17 protein-coding genes are annotated in these 15,613 nt (G+C 44.9%); 5 read left to right on the top strand and 12 right to left on the bottom strand.

All coding sequences use genetic code 11. The annotated features are described in order from the left end of the window. Nucleotides 1–193, bottom strand: a 193-nt coding sequence (locus JC525_RS19840; RefSeq protein ID WP_233094980.1) for a hypothetical protein, incomplete at its 3' end; no start/stop codon positions are given. Nucleotides 194–249: 56 nt separating this feature from the next. Here JC525_RS19840 and JC525_RS04880 point away from each other — a divergent pair. Next, nucleotides 250–966 (top strand): ZIP family metal transporter, encoded by a 717-nt coding sequence (locus JC525_RS04880; RefSeq protein ID WP_198814785.1) that lies wholly within the window; start codon nt 250–252, stop codon nt 964–966. A gap of 204 nt (nt 967–1,170) precedes the next feature. On the opposite strand, the gene ispB is transcribed toward JC525_RS04880, so the two are convergent. Next, entirely contained in the window at nt 1,171–2,145 is a 975-nt protein-coding gene (gene ispB, locus JC525_RS04875) for an octaprenyl diphosphate synthase (RefSeq protein WP_198814784.1), read from the bottom strand. Between the two features lie 801 nt (nt 2,146–2,946). Here ispB and rplU point away from each other — a divergent pair. The 4 genes from rplU to folA all read left to right on the top strand — a co-directional run bounded on the left by rplU (nt 2,947) and on the right by folA (nt 5,725). Continuing rightward, on the top strand, nt 2,947–3,258 hold the full coding sequence (rplU, locus tag JC525_RS04870; RefSeq protein WP_105930829.1) for a 50S ribosomal protein L21: 312 nt from the start codon (nt 2,947–2,949) through the stop codon (nt 3,256–3,258). Nucleotides 3,259–3,273: 15 nt separating this feature from the next. Next, entirely contained in the window at nt 3,274–3,531 is a 258-nt protein-coding gene (gene rpmA, locus JC525_RS04865) for a 50S ribosomal protein L27 (protein ID WP_012517170.1), read from the top strand. Between the two features lie 257 nt (nt 3,532–3,788). Further along, nucleotides 3,789–4,967 carry an Obg family GTPase CgtA gene (cgtA, locus tag JC525_RS04860; RefSeq protein WP_198814783.1) on the top strand — a complete coding sequence of 393 codons (1,179 nt, stop codon included), beginning with the start codon at nt 3,789–3,791 and terminating at the stop codon, nt 4,965–4,967. Nucleotides 4,968–5,236: 269 nt separating this feature from the next. Continuing rightward, on the top strand, nt 5,237–5,725 hold the full coding sequence (gene folA / locus JC525_RS04855) for a type 3 dihydrofolate reductase (protein ID WP_198814801.1): 489 nt from the start codon (nt 5,237–5,239) through the stop codon (nt 5,723–5,725). 222 nt (nt 5,726–5,947) lie between these two features. Here the strand turns inward: folA and rpoS are convergent, their stop codons facing one another. The 10 genes from rpoS to JC525_RS04805 all read right to left on the bottom strand — a co-directional run bounded on the left by rpoS (nt 5,948) and on the right by JC525_RS04805 (nt 15,422). Continuing rightward, nucleotides 5,948–6,940 (bottom strand): RNA polymerase sigma factor RpoS, encoded by a 993-nt coding sequence (gene rpoS / locus JC525_RS04850; protein ID WP_198814782.1) that lies wholly within the window; start codon nt 6,938–6,940, stop codon nt 5,948–5,950. Nucleotides 6,941–7,011: 71 nt separating this feature from the next. Then, nucleotides 7,012–7,881, bottom strand: a complete 870-nt coding sequence (locus tag JC525_RS04845; protein WP_198814781.1) for a peptidoglycan DD-metalloendopeptidase family protein — start codon at nt 7,879–7,881, stop codon at nt 7,012–7,014. A gap of 1 nt (nt 7,882) precedes the next feature. Then, nucleotides 7,883–8,461: a YqaA family protein gene (locus tag JC525_RS04840; RefSeq protein WP_198814780.1), complete on the bottom strand. Its 579-nt coding sequence runs from the start codon at nt 8,459–8,461 to the stop codon at nt 7,883–7,885. Then, nucleotides 8,458–9,093: a protein-L-isoaspartate(D-aspartate) O-methyltransferase gene (locus JC525_RS04835; protein ID WP_198814779.1), complete on the bottom strand. Its 636-nt coding sequence runs from the start codon at nt 9,091–9,093 to the stop codon at nt 8,458–8,460. The genes JC525_RS04840 and JC525_RS04835 overlap by 4 nt, the downstream gene beginning before the upstream one ends. Nucleotides 9,094–9,170: 77 nt before the next feature. Next, on the bottom strand, nt 9,171–10,256 hold the full coding sequence (gene truD / locus JC525_RS04830; RefSeq protein WP_198814778.1) for a tRNA pseudouridine(13) synthase TruD: 1,086 nt from the start codon (nt 10,254–10,256) through the stop codon (nt 9,171–9,173). Continuing rightward, nucleotides 10,253–10,726, bottom strand: a complete 474-nt coding sequence (gene ispF, locus JC525_RS04825; RefSeq protein ID WP_105930821.1) for a 2-C-methyl-D-erythritol 2,4-cyclodiphosphate synthase — start codon at nt 10,724–10,726, stop codon at nt 10,253–10,255. The genes truD and ispF overlap by 4 nt, the downstream gene beginning before the upstream one ends. Then, nucleotides 10,726–11,472 (bottom strand): 2-C-methyl-D-erythritol 4-phosphate cytidylyltransferase, encoded by a 747-nt coding sequence (gene ispD / locus JC525_RS04820; protein ID WP_198814777.1) that lies wholly within the window; start codon nt 11,470–11,472, stop codon nt 10,726–10,728. Before ispD ends, ispF begins: the two co-directional genes overlap by 1 nt. Before the next feature lie 5 nt (nt 11,473–11,477). Beyond that, on the bottom strand, nt 11,478–11,768 hold the full coding sequence (gene ftsB / locus JC525_RS04815; protein ID WP_105930820.1) for a cell division protein FtsB: 291 nt from the start codon (nt 11,766–11,768) through the stop codon (nt 11,478–11,480). A 98-nt stretch (nt 11,769–11,866) separates the two neighbouring features. Then, nucleotides 11,867–13,582, bottom strand: coding sequence for a TIGR03545 family protein (locus JC525_RS04810; RefSeq protein ID WP_198814776.1), 1,716 nt, complete (start codon nt 13,580–13,582; stop codon nt 11,867–11,869). A 217-nt stretch (nt 13,583–13,799) separates the two neighbouring features. Beyond that, the gene (locus tag JC525_RS04805) at nt 13,800–15,422 is read right to left on the bottom strand and encodes a methyl-accepting chemotaxis protein (RefSeq protein WP_198814775.1); all 1,623 of its coding nucleotides are present in this window, start codon (nt 15,420–15,422) and stop codon (nt 13,800–13,802) included. Nucleotides 15,423–15,613: the final 191 nt, after the last annotated feature.

The raw sequence follows: 15,613 nt of genomic DNA, 5'->3' as shown, positions 1-15,613 counted from the left end.
AAGAGTGATAAGAGTGATAAGAGTGATAAGAGTGATAAGAGTGATAAGAGTGATAAGAGTGATAAGTCTCTGATGATTGCCGATGGCTTGTAATGGCAGTCATTTCTTGAATAAAAAGCTGAGATGTGGCGTCTTCATCTTGGGCGCATTGCGTGAGCAATTGGCCGTTAACGTTATCTTTTATGTAAACCATTGATGCTGTTATAAGTAAACAACGGTAGATAGTTTAAATAGTTGAAAGGAGTCTTTATGCCACAAGGTGACATTGTAGGTTTACTCATCATGGCAACGGTAGCGGGTCTTGCTATGCCTGCGGGCGCAATGTTGGCCACGTACAAGGGGATTCAGCCCAAGTGGTTAGAGAAAGAACTGCGACATGGAATTTTGGCCCTGGGCGCTGGCGCACTTATTTCAGCGGTGGGTCTGGTACTTGTGCCCGAAGGAATAAAAGACTTATCAGTCTTTAGCGCCATATTGTGCTTTGTTGGCGGTGCTCTTGCTTTTATGGTCCTTGATATTTATTTAGCCAAAAAGAAAACTGCGGGCAGCCAGCTAGCCGCCATGCTTAGCGACTTTGTACCCGAATCAATTGCTCTTGGTACTACCGCGGCGCTGGGCGGCGGCACTATGTTATTAGGTCTACTAATTGCGGTGCAAAACTTACCCGAAGGGTTTAATGCCTATCGAGAAATGCTACCTAAGAATAAGAAGCGGAGCACGAAACTCATTGTTATCTTTATTCTCATGGCGCTACTGGGGCCCCTGTTTAGCCTGCTTGGGTTTTATTATCTCGCGCAGTTCCCCGTGGTGATGAGCGGTATTATGCTATTTGCAGCTGGTGGTATTTTGTACTCGGTTTTTCAAGATATCGCACCGCAAATTCGGATGGAAAATCATTGGCTACCGCCCCTTGGTGGCATTCTTGGTTTCTTAGTGGGGATGATTGGCTTTATGCTTGAAGGCTAACTTTTTGAAAATTGGTGTAGCGTAAACGGCGCTGCAATGATGAGTTTATGCAGAAAGAATGTTTACTGAAGCGGCTTGTCAGAGCACCAGAAACGTTTTGTGTACCAATAAATGTAAAAGCTTACATTTCTTATTTTATCTAGGTTTCACCAACCCAGAAGGCGTGTTGGTTGCAACACGCCTTCGCATATTAGTTATTTATAACTAGCTTGTACGCTCAATTGAAATATGCGCCAGCGCAATCAGCGCATCTTTGTAGTCAGAGTCGTTAATAGCATTTAAGCTTTCAATGGCCATTTGCACTTCCTTTTGCGCACACTCGCGTGTGTAATCTAAAGCACCGGTCTCTTCCATAATGCTTTGAATACGCGTTAAATGAGGCAAACCGTTACTTTGTTCGATGGCTTCTTGAACCAGTACTTTATCTTCGTCGTTCTTCGCGTGCCACATGGCGTAAAGTAAAGGCAGCGTTGGCTTGCCTTCAGCTAAATCATCACCGGCATTCTTACCCATTTCTTCACTGTCTGCCATGTAGTCGAGAATATCGTCAGCTAGCTGGAAGGCGGTACCTAAGTGCTTGCCGTACTCTAGCATGGCGCGCTCGATATGCTCATCTTGGTCGGTAAGCACAGCAGCAAGTTGAGTAGCAGCCTCAAATAAGCGGGCTGTTTTGCCATAAATGACGTCGAAGTAACGGGACTCTGTCGTACTCGCATCATTACAGTTCATTAATTGTAGAACTTCGCCTTCGGCAATTTGATTTGTGGCTTCCGACAATATTTCCATTACGCGCATGCGCTTAAGGCTAACCATCATTTGAAAAGAGCGAGTATATAAGAAGTCACCTACCAGAACAGACGCTTGGTTACCAAAAATAGCGTTGGCTGTCTCTCGACCTCTTCGCATGGTTGACTCGTCAACCACATCATCGTGCAACAGGGTAGCGGTATGAATAAATTCAACAATAGCCGCTAGCGTATGATGATCGTTATTATCGATACCCATCGCCCGCGCACTCAACACGGTAAGAAGTGGGCGTAAGCGTTTGCCGCCACTGTTTACAATGTAAAAACCAAGCTGATTAATAAGGGCAACATCAGAGTCGACTTGTTGTTGAATCAGCTGGTTGACCGCCTGCATATCGTCATTAGACAGGGCGCGGATTTGATCTATATCCATAGGCATGGCAATAAATACTTACTCTTACGTCTTGGGCAATAATTTGATAGCGATTGTACCTTAATCACTTGTACTATCCACCAAATTGTCTTAAAAAATGACGGCTTAACGTTTTTACGTGTAATTTTCGCAATACGATTGGCGCAGTCGTCTCATCCAACACGCTGTCTTTTAAAAATTCAAGTTCTCTAATTTCAATTACAAAGCACGTTCTTTGAGAGCACACTCAATGTATTTTGTAATTTTAAGGTCTTTACAACGTTTTTATTGGCAAAAGCCTCATATTACTAAAAATATGAGGCAGTATGACTTTGCAAAGAAAACTAAAAACAGGTGTGCTGGTTCGGGCAATCTGCACTGCAAAGATCAGTTTCAGCGCCAAGTCAAAAGAAGTCGGAAAAACCTGCAGTAGCAAGAGGCAACAGCAGTAGAGAAATGTTGTGCTCACAACGGACGATCATGAAGAGATCGATCTTGTTTTTTTGATTCATCTTTACTCGATCTGGAAGTGGGATCCTTGATCCCCGCTCTACGATTTCTGCCAATAAAGAACGGGGAAAGCGTCGAATTTTAATTCTAGATTGTCGACATTTAGGTTTGATTCCAAAAAAATTGGTGTTTTTTCAACGATTATACGCATTTGAAGCTGCATCAAATAAGCAATTGGGGCATAATTCGCTCCATGTTGGAAAAATAATCTATTTTTCTGCGAATCGGGCTTGTGATTTACGGATGTTTCACGTACAATTCGCGCCCTGTTTTTTGAATTGAAGCGTCAGTGGACGCAGAGCGGAGTTAACTATGTACGCGGTTTTCCAAAGTGGCGGTAAACAACACCGTGTGGCCGAAGGCCAAACCGTTCGTCTTGAAAAAATCGAAGTAGCCCCAGGTGAATCGGTTGAATTTGACAAAGTTTTAATGGTAAGCAACGGTGACGACGTAAAAATCGGCACACCAATCGTTGCTGGTGGTAAGGTGACTGCTGAGGTTGTTACACACGGTCGTGGCGATAAAGTAAAAATCGTTAAGTTCCGTCGTCGTAAGCACTCTCGTAAGCAAGCGGGTCACCGTCAGTGGTTCACAGAAGTGAAAATCACTGGTATCAACGCATAATAGGAGCACGAACACATGGCACACAAAAAAGCTGGTGGTAGTACCAAAAACGGTCGTGATTCAGAGAGTAAACGCCTAGGTGTTAAGCGCTTTGGTGGCGAATCTGTTCTTGCTGGTAACATCATTGTTCGTCAACGTGGTACTCGTTTCCACGCTGGTGACAACATGGGTATCGGTAAAGACCACACGTTGTTTGCACTAAAAGACGGTAAAGTTCAGTTCGACGTTAAAGGACCGAAAAACCGTAAGTTTGTAAGCATCGTAGCTGAGTAAGCGCGAAAGCTTCTCGCCGAACAGGCTTAGAAAAACCCCGCGCTTGCGGGGTTTTTTGTTTTGTGAAACCTTTCTTTCTTTTTCTGTTCTTATTTAATAGCGTTTAAATTCAGTAATGAATTCACGCTATACAAGGTTTTAGTTTTCGATTTTAAGAATACTAAGCATACACGAAAGCGTCATTGAGCATTTTGGTGTAAACTTAGTGTTCGCATTATTAAGTTAATAACCCACGGCATTAAAGCCCGGAGTGATAAATGAAATTTGTAGATGAAGCTGAAATTCGCGTTGAAGCCGGTGACGGCGGCAACGGTACAATTGGCTTTAGAAGGGAAAAATACGTACCTAAAGGTGGCCCGGATGGTGGCGACGGTGGTGACGGCGGCAGTGTATTCTTACAAGCCGATGAAAACCTAAATACATTGATCGATTATCGCTTCGAGCGTTTTCACCGCGCAGAGCGTGGCCAAAACGGCCAAGGCGGCAACTGTATTGGTAAAAAAGGTAAAGACCTTACTGTTATGGTGCCTGTAGGTACGCGTGCCACTGACAGCGATACTGGCGAAGTATTAGGCGACTTAACCCGTCACGGTCAAAAGCTTAAAGTGGCGCAAGGTGGTTTTCACGGTTTAGGTAATGCGCGGTTTAAAAGCAGTACTAACCGTGCACCACGTCAAAAAACGAATGGTACGCCGGGTGAGATTCGCAACCTTAAGTTAGAACTTATGCTTCTAGCCGATGTAGGTTTACTTGGTATGCCTAACGCGGGTAAATCAACCTTTATCCGCTCTGTATCGGCAGCTAAGCCTAAGGTGGCTGACTATCCGTTTACCACGCTAGTGCCTAATTTGGGCGTGGTTCGTCAAGATTCACAGCGCAGCTTCGTTATAGCCGACATCCCTGGGCTTATTGAAGGTGCGGCAGACGGTGCTGGGTTAGGTATTCGCTTTTTGAAGCACCTTGAGCGCTGTCGTATATTGCTTCACGTTGTCGATATTTTCCCTGTTGACGAAACAGATCCTGCGGAAAACGCTAAGGCTATTATCGAAGAACTACAGAAATACAGCCCTAAACTGGCTGAAAAGCCTCGCTGGTTAGTATTTAACAAGGTAGATCTGCTACTAGAAGAAGAAGCAGGAGAGCGCTGCCAGCACGTCGTAGACGCGCTAGATTGGAAAGGTCCGGTCTATCAGATCTCAGCGTTTCAAAAAATAAATCTCGATCCGCTTTGTAACGACGTGATGAACTTCATTGAAACACTTCCCGCTGAAATGGAAGTAGAAGAAGAGAAGAAAGAAGTAGAGTTCAAATGGGACACTTATCACAAGAATACGCTTGAAGCACACGATGAGTTTGAAGATGGCCTAGGTGATGATCTCGATGACGACGACTGGGATGAGGACGATTATGACGTGGAAGTTGAGTATCGTCGCTGAGAAACAGTCGCTGAGAAACAGTCGCTGAGAACGATTTATCAATGAGGTACTGTTTTTAAGCAGCGCTCGTCAGGTTCTTGCATTGCGTTTATTTCAAAAAATGCACAACAAAAAAGCTCGCATAGTTGCTCTAGCAAATGCGGGCTTTTTTATGCAAATCGCGATTGTTCTTTGAGCAAAGTACAGCGGACGCTTTTCATCGGCAATATTGTTATAATGCCCACGCGTTAAATTGAATTCAGCCTGAAGGTAGAAAAATGAAAATAGCAATGATTGCTGCAATGGCTAAAAACAGAATTATTGGTGCAGATAATGATATGCCGTGGCATTTGCCGGCTGATTTAAAACACTTTAAATCCGTTACGCTTGGTAAAGCGGTGATCATGGGGCGCAAAACGTATGAGTCTATCGGTAAAGCACTGCCTGGCAGGCCAAATATTGTTATCACGAGTAACAAAGACTATAGCTTATCCGATGCAACCGTTGTTGATTCACCCGAATCAGCCTTCGAGGTAGCTAAAGCGCTTAGCAATGACGTAGAAGAAATAATGGTTATTGGCGGTGGCACCATCTACCAAGCTTTCTTAGATAAAGCCGACACCTTGTATTTAACTCACATTGACCTTGAAGTTGCGGGAGATACTCAGTTTCCAGACTACGAAGCATCAGCAAATTGGAATGAACTATCAAAAGAACACCATAGCGCTGATGAAAAAAACCCACATGCTTATACATTCGTAACGTTAACGAGAGCTTAAAAGGGACACGTTGTGAGCGTTACTATCTTATAAAATCGTATGGGGTAGCCCACACATAAATCAAAGTGATAGAAAAGCGTTTCTCACCCTAGCAATGACTAAGAGTGGAAGACGCATTGATGGGGGGCAGGCAGGTTTGCTTACCTTTTACATAAAAAAATACCAGTGTTAAACGGCCCTTAAGAACCTTACAACACTGGCATTTTATATTGTGCTTAGTTGCTATTTCACTTGGTCAAACAAGTTCTCTAATGAGAGGCCCTGATGACCTAGCATATCGCGAAGGCGACGAAGTGCTTCTACTTGAATTTGACGCACACGTTCGCGTGTTAAGCCAATTTCTGCGCCGACATCTTCCAGCGTGGACGGCTCATATCCCATAAGTCCAAAACGTCGTGCTAGTACTTCCCGTTGCTTTGGATTGAGTTCTTCAAGCCAACTCACGATATTACTTTTTATATCGGAGTCTTGTAAGCTCTCTTCAGGGCTAAACTCTTTTTCATCAGCAATAATGTCTAGTAGCGCTTTATCGTTTTCTCCGCCAATTGGCGTATCAACTGATGTGATACGTTCATTTAAACGGAGCATCTTTGTAACGTCTTCAACAGGCTTATCAAGTGCGGCTGCAATTTCTTCTGCAGTTGGCTCGTGGTCAAGCTGTTGAGAAAGTTCGCGTGAGGCACGTAAATAAACATTTAACTCTTTAACGACATGAATTGGCAAACGGATGGTGCGTGTTTGATTCATGATCGCACGTTCAATGGTTTGGCGTATCCACCATGTCGCGTACGTTGAAAATCGAAAACCCCTTTCAGGATCAAACTTTTCGACTGCACGAATTAAACCCAAGTTGCCTTCTTCGATTAAATCTAGAAGTGCCAACCCACGGTTGTTATAACGGCGAGCAATCTTAACAACAAGGCGAAGGTTGCTTACAATCATTCGTTTACGAGAGGCTTCGCAGCCTTTCAGTGAGCGGCGCGCAAAATAAACTTCTTCTTCTGCGGTTAGCAGTGGTGAAAAACCAATCTCTCCTAGATAAAGCTGTGTGGCATCCAGGTTTTTAGGTTGGTCATCCTGACTGAAAATGGCGTCGTCATTTTCTAGTTCAGCGTCGTTGATTAAGGTTTCGTCAGCTTTCATATCAGCTGGCATATCGATGACTTCTAAGTCATCTTGCGGTTTTGATTCTAAGGCTTTATTTGACTTACCCATGGTGAATCTCCTGCTACAAGGTTTACCTTATGACGTTTCTCCTTTGTCTTTATTATTATTATTTATTTTTATTATTTTAATGTTGGCAGGTATTTCATAGGGTCTAATGATTTCCCTCTATACCTAACTTCAAAATGAAGTTTTACCGAATCTGTGCCGCTGTTACCCATGGTTGCAATTTGCTGCCCCGCAGACACCCATTCTCGTTCTTTAACTAAAATAGCGTCGTTATAAGCGTAGGCACTTAAAAAGGTATCGGTATGTTTGATTATTACCAGATTACCGTAACCGCGAAGTGCACTTCCTGAATAAACAACTTTTCCATCTGCTGCTGCTAAAACTTTACTTCCTCTAGCACCAGCGATATCAATTCCTTTGTTACCTGACTCCGACTTACTAAAGGTACCGACAAGCTTACCTTTTGCGGGCCATACCCACTGTTTAACTTTGTCTGGAAAACTTGCTGGTGCTTGTTTTTTGACACCACCTGGCGGCTTCTTGACAGTTTTAACATTCTGTGAGTTAACAATTTTTTCACTTTTACGATACGCCTGCGGTGAAGGGCGGTCAACCAAACTTTTGTCTACATCTACTGTGGTCGGATGTGTTGACTGATTGGTCTTGTGTGCCGTAGGCGCGGGGGATTTGGCGGTATTTGATGTGGGCGATAACTTCAATATCTGGCCTGGGAAAATAGTGTAAGGGGCTGATAAGTCGTTATATTTTGCTATATCCTGATAATCGTTTCCCGTATACCAAGCAACGGCAAATAGGGTGTCTCCGCGTTTAACTTTATAGGTGGGTTTGGTGTACTCTTCGCTGCCATCTGCAACTTGACTATTTAAAAGAACCACAGGGGCAGGCGCTGTGCGGCCCGCACAGGCGGCTACCCATGTACTAACTAATAATGCCAACCCTAGATATAGCAGTTGCCGGCGCATGTCATCGCAATAGTAAGTAAGCAGAGATCGCAAGCGCTACGACAATCCAGCCTAGCACTTCAACATATTGTCGAAGCTTTTGTTCCATCGCAGCACCGCCCCATCGCATGAGGGCCGCTACTAGAAAAAATCGCGCACCTCGTCCCACGGCTGACGCTATCACAAAGGGCAAGAACGCCATTTGCAAAAAGCCTGCACTTACCGTAAAGATTTTATAAGGAATGGGGGAGAAGCCGGCAAGAAAGACGATCCACACGCCATAATCTTTAAACCATTGCATGGCGGTATCGATTTTGTGAGTATAACCCCAGCTCTCAATAAGCGGCGCTAGCCATGCATCAAACGCAAAATAGCCTAGCCAATATCCCGCAATGCCACCCAAAATAGACGCAATAGTGGTAATAAAGGCAAATTGCCAAGCCCTGTTTGGCTGCGATAGTGCCATAGGAGCAAGCATCACATCCGGTGGGATAGGAAAAAATACGGATTCCGAGAAGCTCAACCCACCTAAATACTTGGTTGCGTGACGATGTCGCGCCCAGCGTAACGCCATGTCATAACATGGCTCAAAAAGCTTCACATTAGCTCTCCTGCTACAAGAGGAACAAATCGAACCGATTCTATGGTCGATGTTTTGAGTTCCCCCTCAATCCTGTCGATACACAGTAACGATTGCTGCTCGTTACCTACGGGTATAATAAGTCGCCCACCTTCTTTTAGCTGGTCGCATAAATCTTGCGGAAGACTTGCTGCTGCCGCTGTCACAATAATGGCATCATAAGGCCCTTTGGATTCCCAGCCTTTCCAACCATCGCCATGTTTCATTGCAATATTGTGAAGGTCGAGTTGATTCATTCGACGCTTCGCCTGAAACTGCAAAGACTTGATACGCTCAACGCTAAACACCTTAGCAAAAAGCTGCGCGAGGATAGCCGTTTGATATCCCGACCCCGTACCTATTTCTAACACTTTTTCAGGTTTGTTGGGGCTACCAAGCAGTAGCTCGGTCATTTTCGCAACAATATAAGGCTGCGAAATAGTTTGGCCTTGACCTATCGGTAACGCGGTATTTTGATAGGCCTTATGTTTTAGCGCATCGGGAAGAAAACTCTCCCGTGGCGTACCAGCAATGGCGTTTAACACTGCCTGCGAACGTATTCCCTCGTTATAAAGCAGTTGTGCTAACGCGTCTCCTTTTCTAGAAGCTCTCATGATGTTGCGTACTTTCCTTTATTCTTATTAACAGCTACGCGAGATATGAATGGTTGCGCGCCACGCTTACTCGTTATCTAAACCCTATTAATGGGGGACAAGGTTTCCACACATTCCCTAAGGACTGACGTTGCAAAACAGCCGCTAGGAAGCGCAAAGGAGAGAGTAAATGTATCACCCTTAGTCTGCCATTCAAGCTGTGAAGGCCAAATTTTTATTGCTCGACGTTCTTGCTCAACGCCGCATTGGCTCAAAAAGTCGATAACTTCACTATTTTGTTCAGCTACCGAGTGTTCAAGGGTCAATGCGTCTGTTTGACTAACGAGCGCGCCTTTACCCCAAAGCGGTGCAGAGGGGCACACGTCTTTCGCGTCAAAACGACGCTGCGTGTCTTGCTGCTCTTGTGAGCCTGCCGGCCCACTATTTACAAAGAAGCTATTTGAGCCGCTAAGTACCAAAACATCACCTTGGACAACGCTGTCAAACAGACCTTTTTCTAAACGGGCAGACAACATCTCGTTGAATAACCAGCTACGCAGCGCAGAAAGTGCCATAGAGCGTTTATTGCGGTGTCTGATGGTTTCGCCGTTTACCATACGTTCGGCCATGACAAGATTACCACCTCGTTGCACTTCACCCATATCATTTAAGCGCATAACCCCGAAACGCTGCTCTCCATAATAATTTGGGACGCCGTGCTTTTCAATTTCTCGCAGGCGCTCCTCAATTGCTTCAGGGTGCAGCACCTGACGCAACGTAATGGTAAAGTGATTACCTTTCAGTTGACCAGTGCGTAGCTTCTTATTGTGGCGTATTTGTTTTAGCACTTTAACGCCTTCTAACTCAAAGTTGCTAAAGTCAAAATCGGGTTTGCCCGGCGCGTGAATACCGAACCACTGCTGAGTAACCGCATATTTGTCTTTACGACCAGCGTAGGTTATTTGGCGCAGAGGAAGGTTGACGAAGCGAGCCAGTTGCTCAGCAACAAAGGCAGTATTGGTATTCGTTTTTTCAACAAACACGAACTGATGTTCGCCTTCACCGCACGGCATATAGCCAAGGTCTTCTACAACTTGAAAGTCATCAGCTTGAAATTTGAAAATACCCGTTGATACAGGTTTTGCGTAATAATACTGCCAGTGGTCAGTGTGTAGCGGCTTCATAGTTTTTCCAGTAGTACTACGGCATGGGCGGCTATGCCTTCTTTGCGCCCAGTGTAGCCTAGCTTTTCAGTAGTGGTGGCTTTAACATTGATATCGTCAAGGTTTACGTTACAGTCCTTTGCGATAATTTCACGCATATGGCTTATGTGTGGTGCCATTTTAGGCGCTTGGGCAACAATTGTCATATCTGCATTGCTGAGTCTGTAGCCCTTTTCACTGACTACATTTACGACATGACGGAGCAACACGCGACTATCTGCACCAGCGTATGCTTCGTCAGTATCCGGGAAGTGCTTGCCAATATCTCCTAGTGCTGCAGCACCTAACATGGCGTCGCAAAGCGCATGTAGAAGTACGTCACCGTCAGAGTGCGCAACGAGTCCCTGTTCATAATCGATGCTCACTCCACCAATCGTGATGGGGCCATCGCCACCAAATTTGTGTACATCAAAACCGTGTCCAATTCGCATTATGATTGTGCCTTTTGATTTCTCGCGCTATCGCTTTTTTCTGTGAAGCTATGTGCGCTAAATTTTTGCTTGAGATAAAATTCTGCCAAAGGGAGATCAGCCGGGTGCGTAATTTTGATATTAGCCGGGCTCGCGTTTACCAATGCCACCTTGTAACCCGCAAGCTCCATAGCTGACGCTTCGTCAGTAATATTAGCGCCACGCGCTAATCCATCGAAAAGAGCAGCCTTTAGCAATTTTGCAGGAAAAAACTGCGGTGTGAGAGCATGCCACAAGCCATCCCTGTCCTCAGTATGAGAAATCACATTGCCTGAGGAGGCAACACGTTTCATGGTGTCTCTAACTGGTGTAGCTAAAATACCGCCAGCAACGTCTTTGCTGCCCATTAATGCGATAAGAGAAGTAATGTCGGTATCTTCTACACAGGGTCTTGCGGCATCGTGTACCAAAGCCCAGTCGTTCTCACTTAGCATCATGATGCCGTTAAGCACACTGTCTGCACGTTCTTTTCCGCCCTCTACAACGCGAATAGGTTTATCGCGTAATTTATAGCTATCGAAATAGGCGTCGCCTGGACTTATTGCAACGACGACGTCGTCAACCTGCGGATGCTCCAGCAAGGCGTCAATCGTGTGTTCAAGAATAGTTTTGCCATTTAACGTGAGATACTGTTTGGGGCGGTCAGCTTGCATTCGGCTGCCAACTCCTGCTGCGGGGATGACCGCAACGACGCGGGGAAATGTCATTTTTTTCACTTGGAATCTGCAGGCAAAATACGGTAAAACGTCTCGCCCTTTTTAATCAGCCCTAGTTCGTTTCGCGCCCTTTCTTCGATAGCCTCTAACCCTATCTTTAAATCATTAATATCGGCTTTAAGTAAGGCGTTGCGTTGGGCAAGGTTAGCGTTTTGAAGCGCTTGCGATTGAACTTCTTGTTTTCTGTTGAAATAATCGGGAATACTGTTTTTTCCGAACCACAGTCTGTATTGCAGTAAACCTAACAGTACTAACAATACAATAGGAAGCCATTTACCTTGTAACACAGATTCACCTGACTATATGTTTGAGCGGAAAAAAACAGAGGCGCGATGCCTCTGCTGTGTCTTATTATGCCGCGAAGCGGCGTTGAGTCAAAGGTGCTTTACTCACCTTGACCTAATTTCCCTTTTAATTTGTCCAACAATTTGTTTTTTTGCTGTTCAACAACGTTGCCAAGCTGCGCTTGTAGAAGCTCTTGAAGCGCAGCACTGTCGCCTTGGGCTGCGCTCAGCATACTGTTTACATCAACGAGTTCACCAGATAAAAGCGACTGCTCGCTGCTAATCATGCTGTTGAGTTTGTTGTTGAGTTCATCGAGCTTATCTTTTTGGCTGGCGGTTAACTGCGAAAGCGCCGCTTTAGCCAACTTGTTATCAAGGTCAGACTTTATATTGAAGTCAGGGTCTGAAAGGGTGCCATCAAGTAACATGGTCATATTTAAACTAGTTAACGTTTGAAGCGCTTGCGCGATAGCGCTGGTAATGTCGCTCGTGCCTGTTGCTTCCATAACGAGTTGTTGCAGGTCTACTTCGCCCGTACCAGTAAGCATATTATCGGTTACCTTCATCGAGCCATTGGTCTTCATCAGTGCTGATTTAAGCACGGCGTTCAACGTTTCGTTTCCGCTAACAGAGATATCTGACATATTAACGCCAGCCAACTGCCACACTTGGCTGGCATCAACACCGTTGCCGTCAATCCAGAATTCACCGCTAGAGGTAAATGATTTTAATAAGTCTCCCGCCGCCTCAATGGTAAAGGTAGTAGGGTTGCCAAAGACTTCGTGAACGTTAGTGATGTTATTCCACTTACTGGTGATAGATTCGTTTTGCCATAGCACCGACACATTCGCTTCTTTTACAAGAATTGAAGGCACTTCGGTAGGTGCTTCGCTCTTTTCTTCCCCTTGAATGAGTGGCATCACAATTTGCATTGCAGCCATTAAGTATTCTGTGTATTCGGCGGCTTTGTCACCAAATACAAAGTAGGTCACCTGAGAAAGGGCAGCTTGATCGCCAGCTATAACACCTTGAAGCAGGGCATAATCTTCTTGCGGGGCTCTTTTAAGTGCCTCAACACTTTCGCTTAATGCTTTCTTGGCGTCGCTCGCTTTTTCAGTAAAGTCACTTATAAGCGCGCGATCGGCCTGCATTTCTTCTTTCAACTTGTCGAATGCCGACTTGGCTTGTACCAACGCTTGTGGGTCTTTGTAGTTGGTCTCTTTCAATTGTGCGACCTGAGTTTTATAGTATTCAATACGTTTTTTATCAGGAAGTGATTCGTAGTCAGCTTTAAGGCCTTCACCATAAGTAGCGTAAGCAACTCGGGCGTTTTCAATTGCCGCTGTGGTTTTTAAAGGATTTCTAGCAAGCAGCTCATCTACCGTGGGGACAGCCTCTTTCGCTTTTGATTTGATTTCATTAAACGACAATGAACGCTCTGGGACGCGATAAACTTCACCTTCCGAGGGACGTTCGGTATCGAACTGTACCTTTAGCAGGTTAAGGTTGTTTACGATAACTTGATCATCAAGCAGAGGCTTTAGTTCTACGTCAGCATTGGCCTCACCCACGAACACTTGATTGTGAGAAGGCTTGGTAGGGTTAGTTAACGCAATACCCTTAAGTGTAACCGTTGTGGGAAAAAGGGAGTGGTCGAATTCATCGATATTAACTTCAGCGCCGTAGGACTCGCCCAGTTTCGACTCAAGAATCGATTTAATAATGGTGTTGGCAAATAAAAAGTACACAAGAAACAACAACACAAAAAAACCAACAACCCATAGTAAAATAGGCTTACCCTTTGAACCACCACTCATATTTCAACTCCTTGATATTAAACCACTTGGTAACTTTTGCGTGTGCGCTTCATTTTTGCATTTGCCATAAAATCGCTAGTAAGCGTGCAAAAGACCGCCAACATTGTTGTGAAGCAGTGTAATGCAGACAGCAATAATCTTCCATAAGTAGAGAGCCTGCAGGATGTTTATTTGGGGGGTTATTCTGTGTTTTACACTCATGGTGGTGCAACCCGCTTTATAATTTAAAGCGGTTTGCGATATCCATTATTGATAAACAACTGCTGCGCAATGCCTGACTGGCGGCCGCTAATTCGTCTGCGGTGCGCAGGCTAATATCAGCAGCACCCGATAGTGCGTTAATGCGCATGTTGGCTTCGGTAGCGGCCTCCGCCTGTTGCTCGGTGGCTCTTGCTATCTCGCTACTCATATCAGCAATCTCTGTCATTAGACGGTCGGCTTCTTGCAAGTTTATATTTGCTTGAATGGCGTTATCAACGGTTTTGGTAGAGGCTGTTTGACTGACTTTCACAGCGTCTACTGCGCTTTTCGCGTTGCTTTGCAATTTTTCAATCATAGCTTGTATTTCATCGGTACTTTGACCTGTGCGACTGGCTAGTGTGCGAACTTCATCGGCAACGACAGCAAAACCTCTGCCCTGTTCGCCAGCGCGCGCTGCTTCTATGGCAGCATTTAAAGCCAGTAAGTTAGTTTGCTCCGCTATACCCCGAATTACATCAAGCACTGCGCCAATGCTTTCTGTCTGTGCAGCAAGTTCGGTTACCACACGGCTAACGCTTTCAATGTCAGAGGTTAAGGAGCGAATGTCTTCTACAGTGCTATCTACAACCGCAGCGCCCTGTTGCACATTTGTTCTGGCGCTACTGGTACTTTTTTCGGCTGAATCGGCATTGCTACTCACATCATTTATCTGCGTTGTCATCTCTTCCATCGCCGCAGCCACTTGAAGCATATTTTCATTTTGTGTTTGGGCCTGAGCGTTACTGTTTTGACTGGAAGATTCTACTAATTCCGCCTGCTGAGTGAGCGAATTGATGTTTTCACGAATACCTAATAAGGATTGACGCATTTTTTCAGTATATTCATTGAAGTAGCGTGCTAATCGCGTAATTTCGTCTTGCCCTGATTCTGGCAGAGACCGGGTTAGGTCGCCTTCTCCTTGCGAGATGTCCTTCATCCGTTCAGTCACTTCTTGAACCGGTTTAACAATACTGCCGCCAATAACAAAAATAAGTAGAACAACTAAAACAATGCTCGCCACACAGAATACGATAATGACGTTACGCAAATGGGCGTATTCTTCTTCAAGATTCGTCAGATAAATCCCAGAGCCTACCGTCCATCCCCAAGGTTTAAATTCTTTCACGTAGGAAATTTTATCAGTAGGCACCTCTTCGCCCGGGAGGGGCCATACGTAGTCAACAAAACCGTCGCCTTGTGATTTGATTTTTTGTGCCATTTCGACGAAAAATTGCTTGCCATTACCGTCTTTGAACGTGCGTAGATCCTGCCCGTCGAGCGCTGGCTTTATAGGGTGCATAACCATTGAGGGAGTTTGGTCTTGTATCCAAAAGTAGTTGCTGCCGTCATATCTAAGGGCTTTGACTGCGGCGAGCGCCTGACTTTTAGCTACGTCTGCATCTACACCTTCTTGCTTGGCAAAGCTGGCAAGCATGGTGTGAACCACTTCGACAAGATGTTGGTTTTCGTCATAAGATTTTTGTTTCAATGCTTCGTAGTGCCTGTTTAATACAAGGGCAGTGAGAAGTACAAATAACAGTGCAATAAGGCCAACTACAATGCCCAAGCGTTGAATTAAACTGAATTTTCTTAACCACATCGGCAAACACCTATTTATTTATTTTTTATAGTGTAGACGGTTTTTATACTTCTACTTATTACGCTGGGGTTTAATCAGACAAATGTACCAAAATTTTAGTGTGGCGCTATGTTTGGCATAATCGCAGCCAAAAAGCTGAACTCCCAAGCTCTAATAGGAAGATAATTTCACTTGGAGATGCGTCTAAAGCG

This window comes from Alteromonas sp. IB21, assembly GCF_016405965.1.
In the GTDB taxonomy this organism is placed as follows: Bacteria; Pseudomonadota; Gammaproteobacteria; order Enterobacterales; family Alteromonadaceae; genus Alteromonas.
Note: the sequence above shows the minus strand (reverse complement) of the source record. Positions and strands in the feature narration are given on the sequence as shown.

Coding starts and splice junctions, on each gene's coding strand:
- JC525_RS04810 (WP_198814776.1), bottom strand. CDS start 13,582: ATGAGTGGTGGTTCAAAGGGTAAGCCTATTTTACTATGGGTTGTTGGT.
- ispD (WP_198814777.1), bottom strand. CDS start 11,472: ATGACATTTCCCCGCGTCGTTGCGGTCATCCCCGCAGCAGGAGTTGGC.
- ispB (WP_198814784.1), bottom strand. CDS start 2,145: ATGGATATAGATCAAATCCGCGCCCTGTCTAATGACGATATGCAGGCG.
- rplU (WP_105930829.1), top strand. CDS start 2,947: ATGTACGCGGTTTTCCAAAGTGGCGGTAAACAACACCGTGTGGCCGAA.
- JC525_RS04835 (WP_198814779.1), bottom strand. CDS start 9,093: ATGAGAGCTTCTAGAAAAGGAGACGCGTTAGCACAACTGCTTTATAAC.
- rpmA (WP_012517170.1), top strand. CDS start 3,274: ATGGCACACAAAAAAGCTGGTGGTAGTACCAAAAACGGTCGTGATTCA.
- ispF (WP_105930821.1), bottom strand. CDS start 10,726: ATGCGAATTGGACACGGTTTTGATGTACACAAATTTGGTGGCGATGGC.
- folA (WP_198814801.1), top strand. CDS start 5,237: ATGATTGCTGCAATGGCTAAAAACAGAATTATTGGTGCAGATAATGAT.
- cgtA (WP_198814783.1), top strand. CDS start 3,789: ATGAAATTTGTAGATGAAGCTGAAATTCGCGTTGAAGCCGGTGACGGC.
- JC525_RS04880 (WP_198814785.1), top strand. CDS start 250: ATGCCACAAGGTGACATTGTAGGTTTACTCATCATGGCAACGGTAGCG.
- rpoS (WP_198814782.1), bottom strand. CDS start 6,940: ATGGGTAAGTCAAATAAAGCCTTAGAATCAAAACCGCAAGATGACTTA.
- JC525_RS04845 (WP_198814781.1), bottom strand. CDS start 7,881: ATGCGCCGGCAACTGCTATATCTAGGGTTGGCATTATTAGTTAGTACA.
- JC525_RS04805 (WP_198814775.1), bottom strand. CDS start 15,422: ATGTGGTTAAGAAAATTCAGTTTAATTCAACGCTTGGGCATTGTAGTT.
- truD (WP_198814778.1), bottom strand. CDS start 10,256: ATGAAGCCGCTACACACTGACCACTGGCAGTATTATTACGCAAAACCT.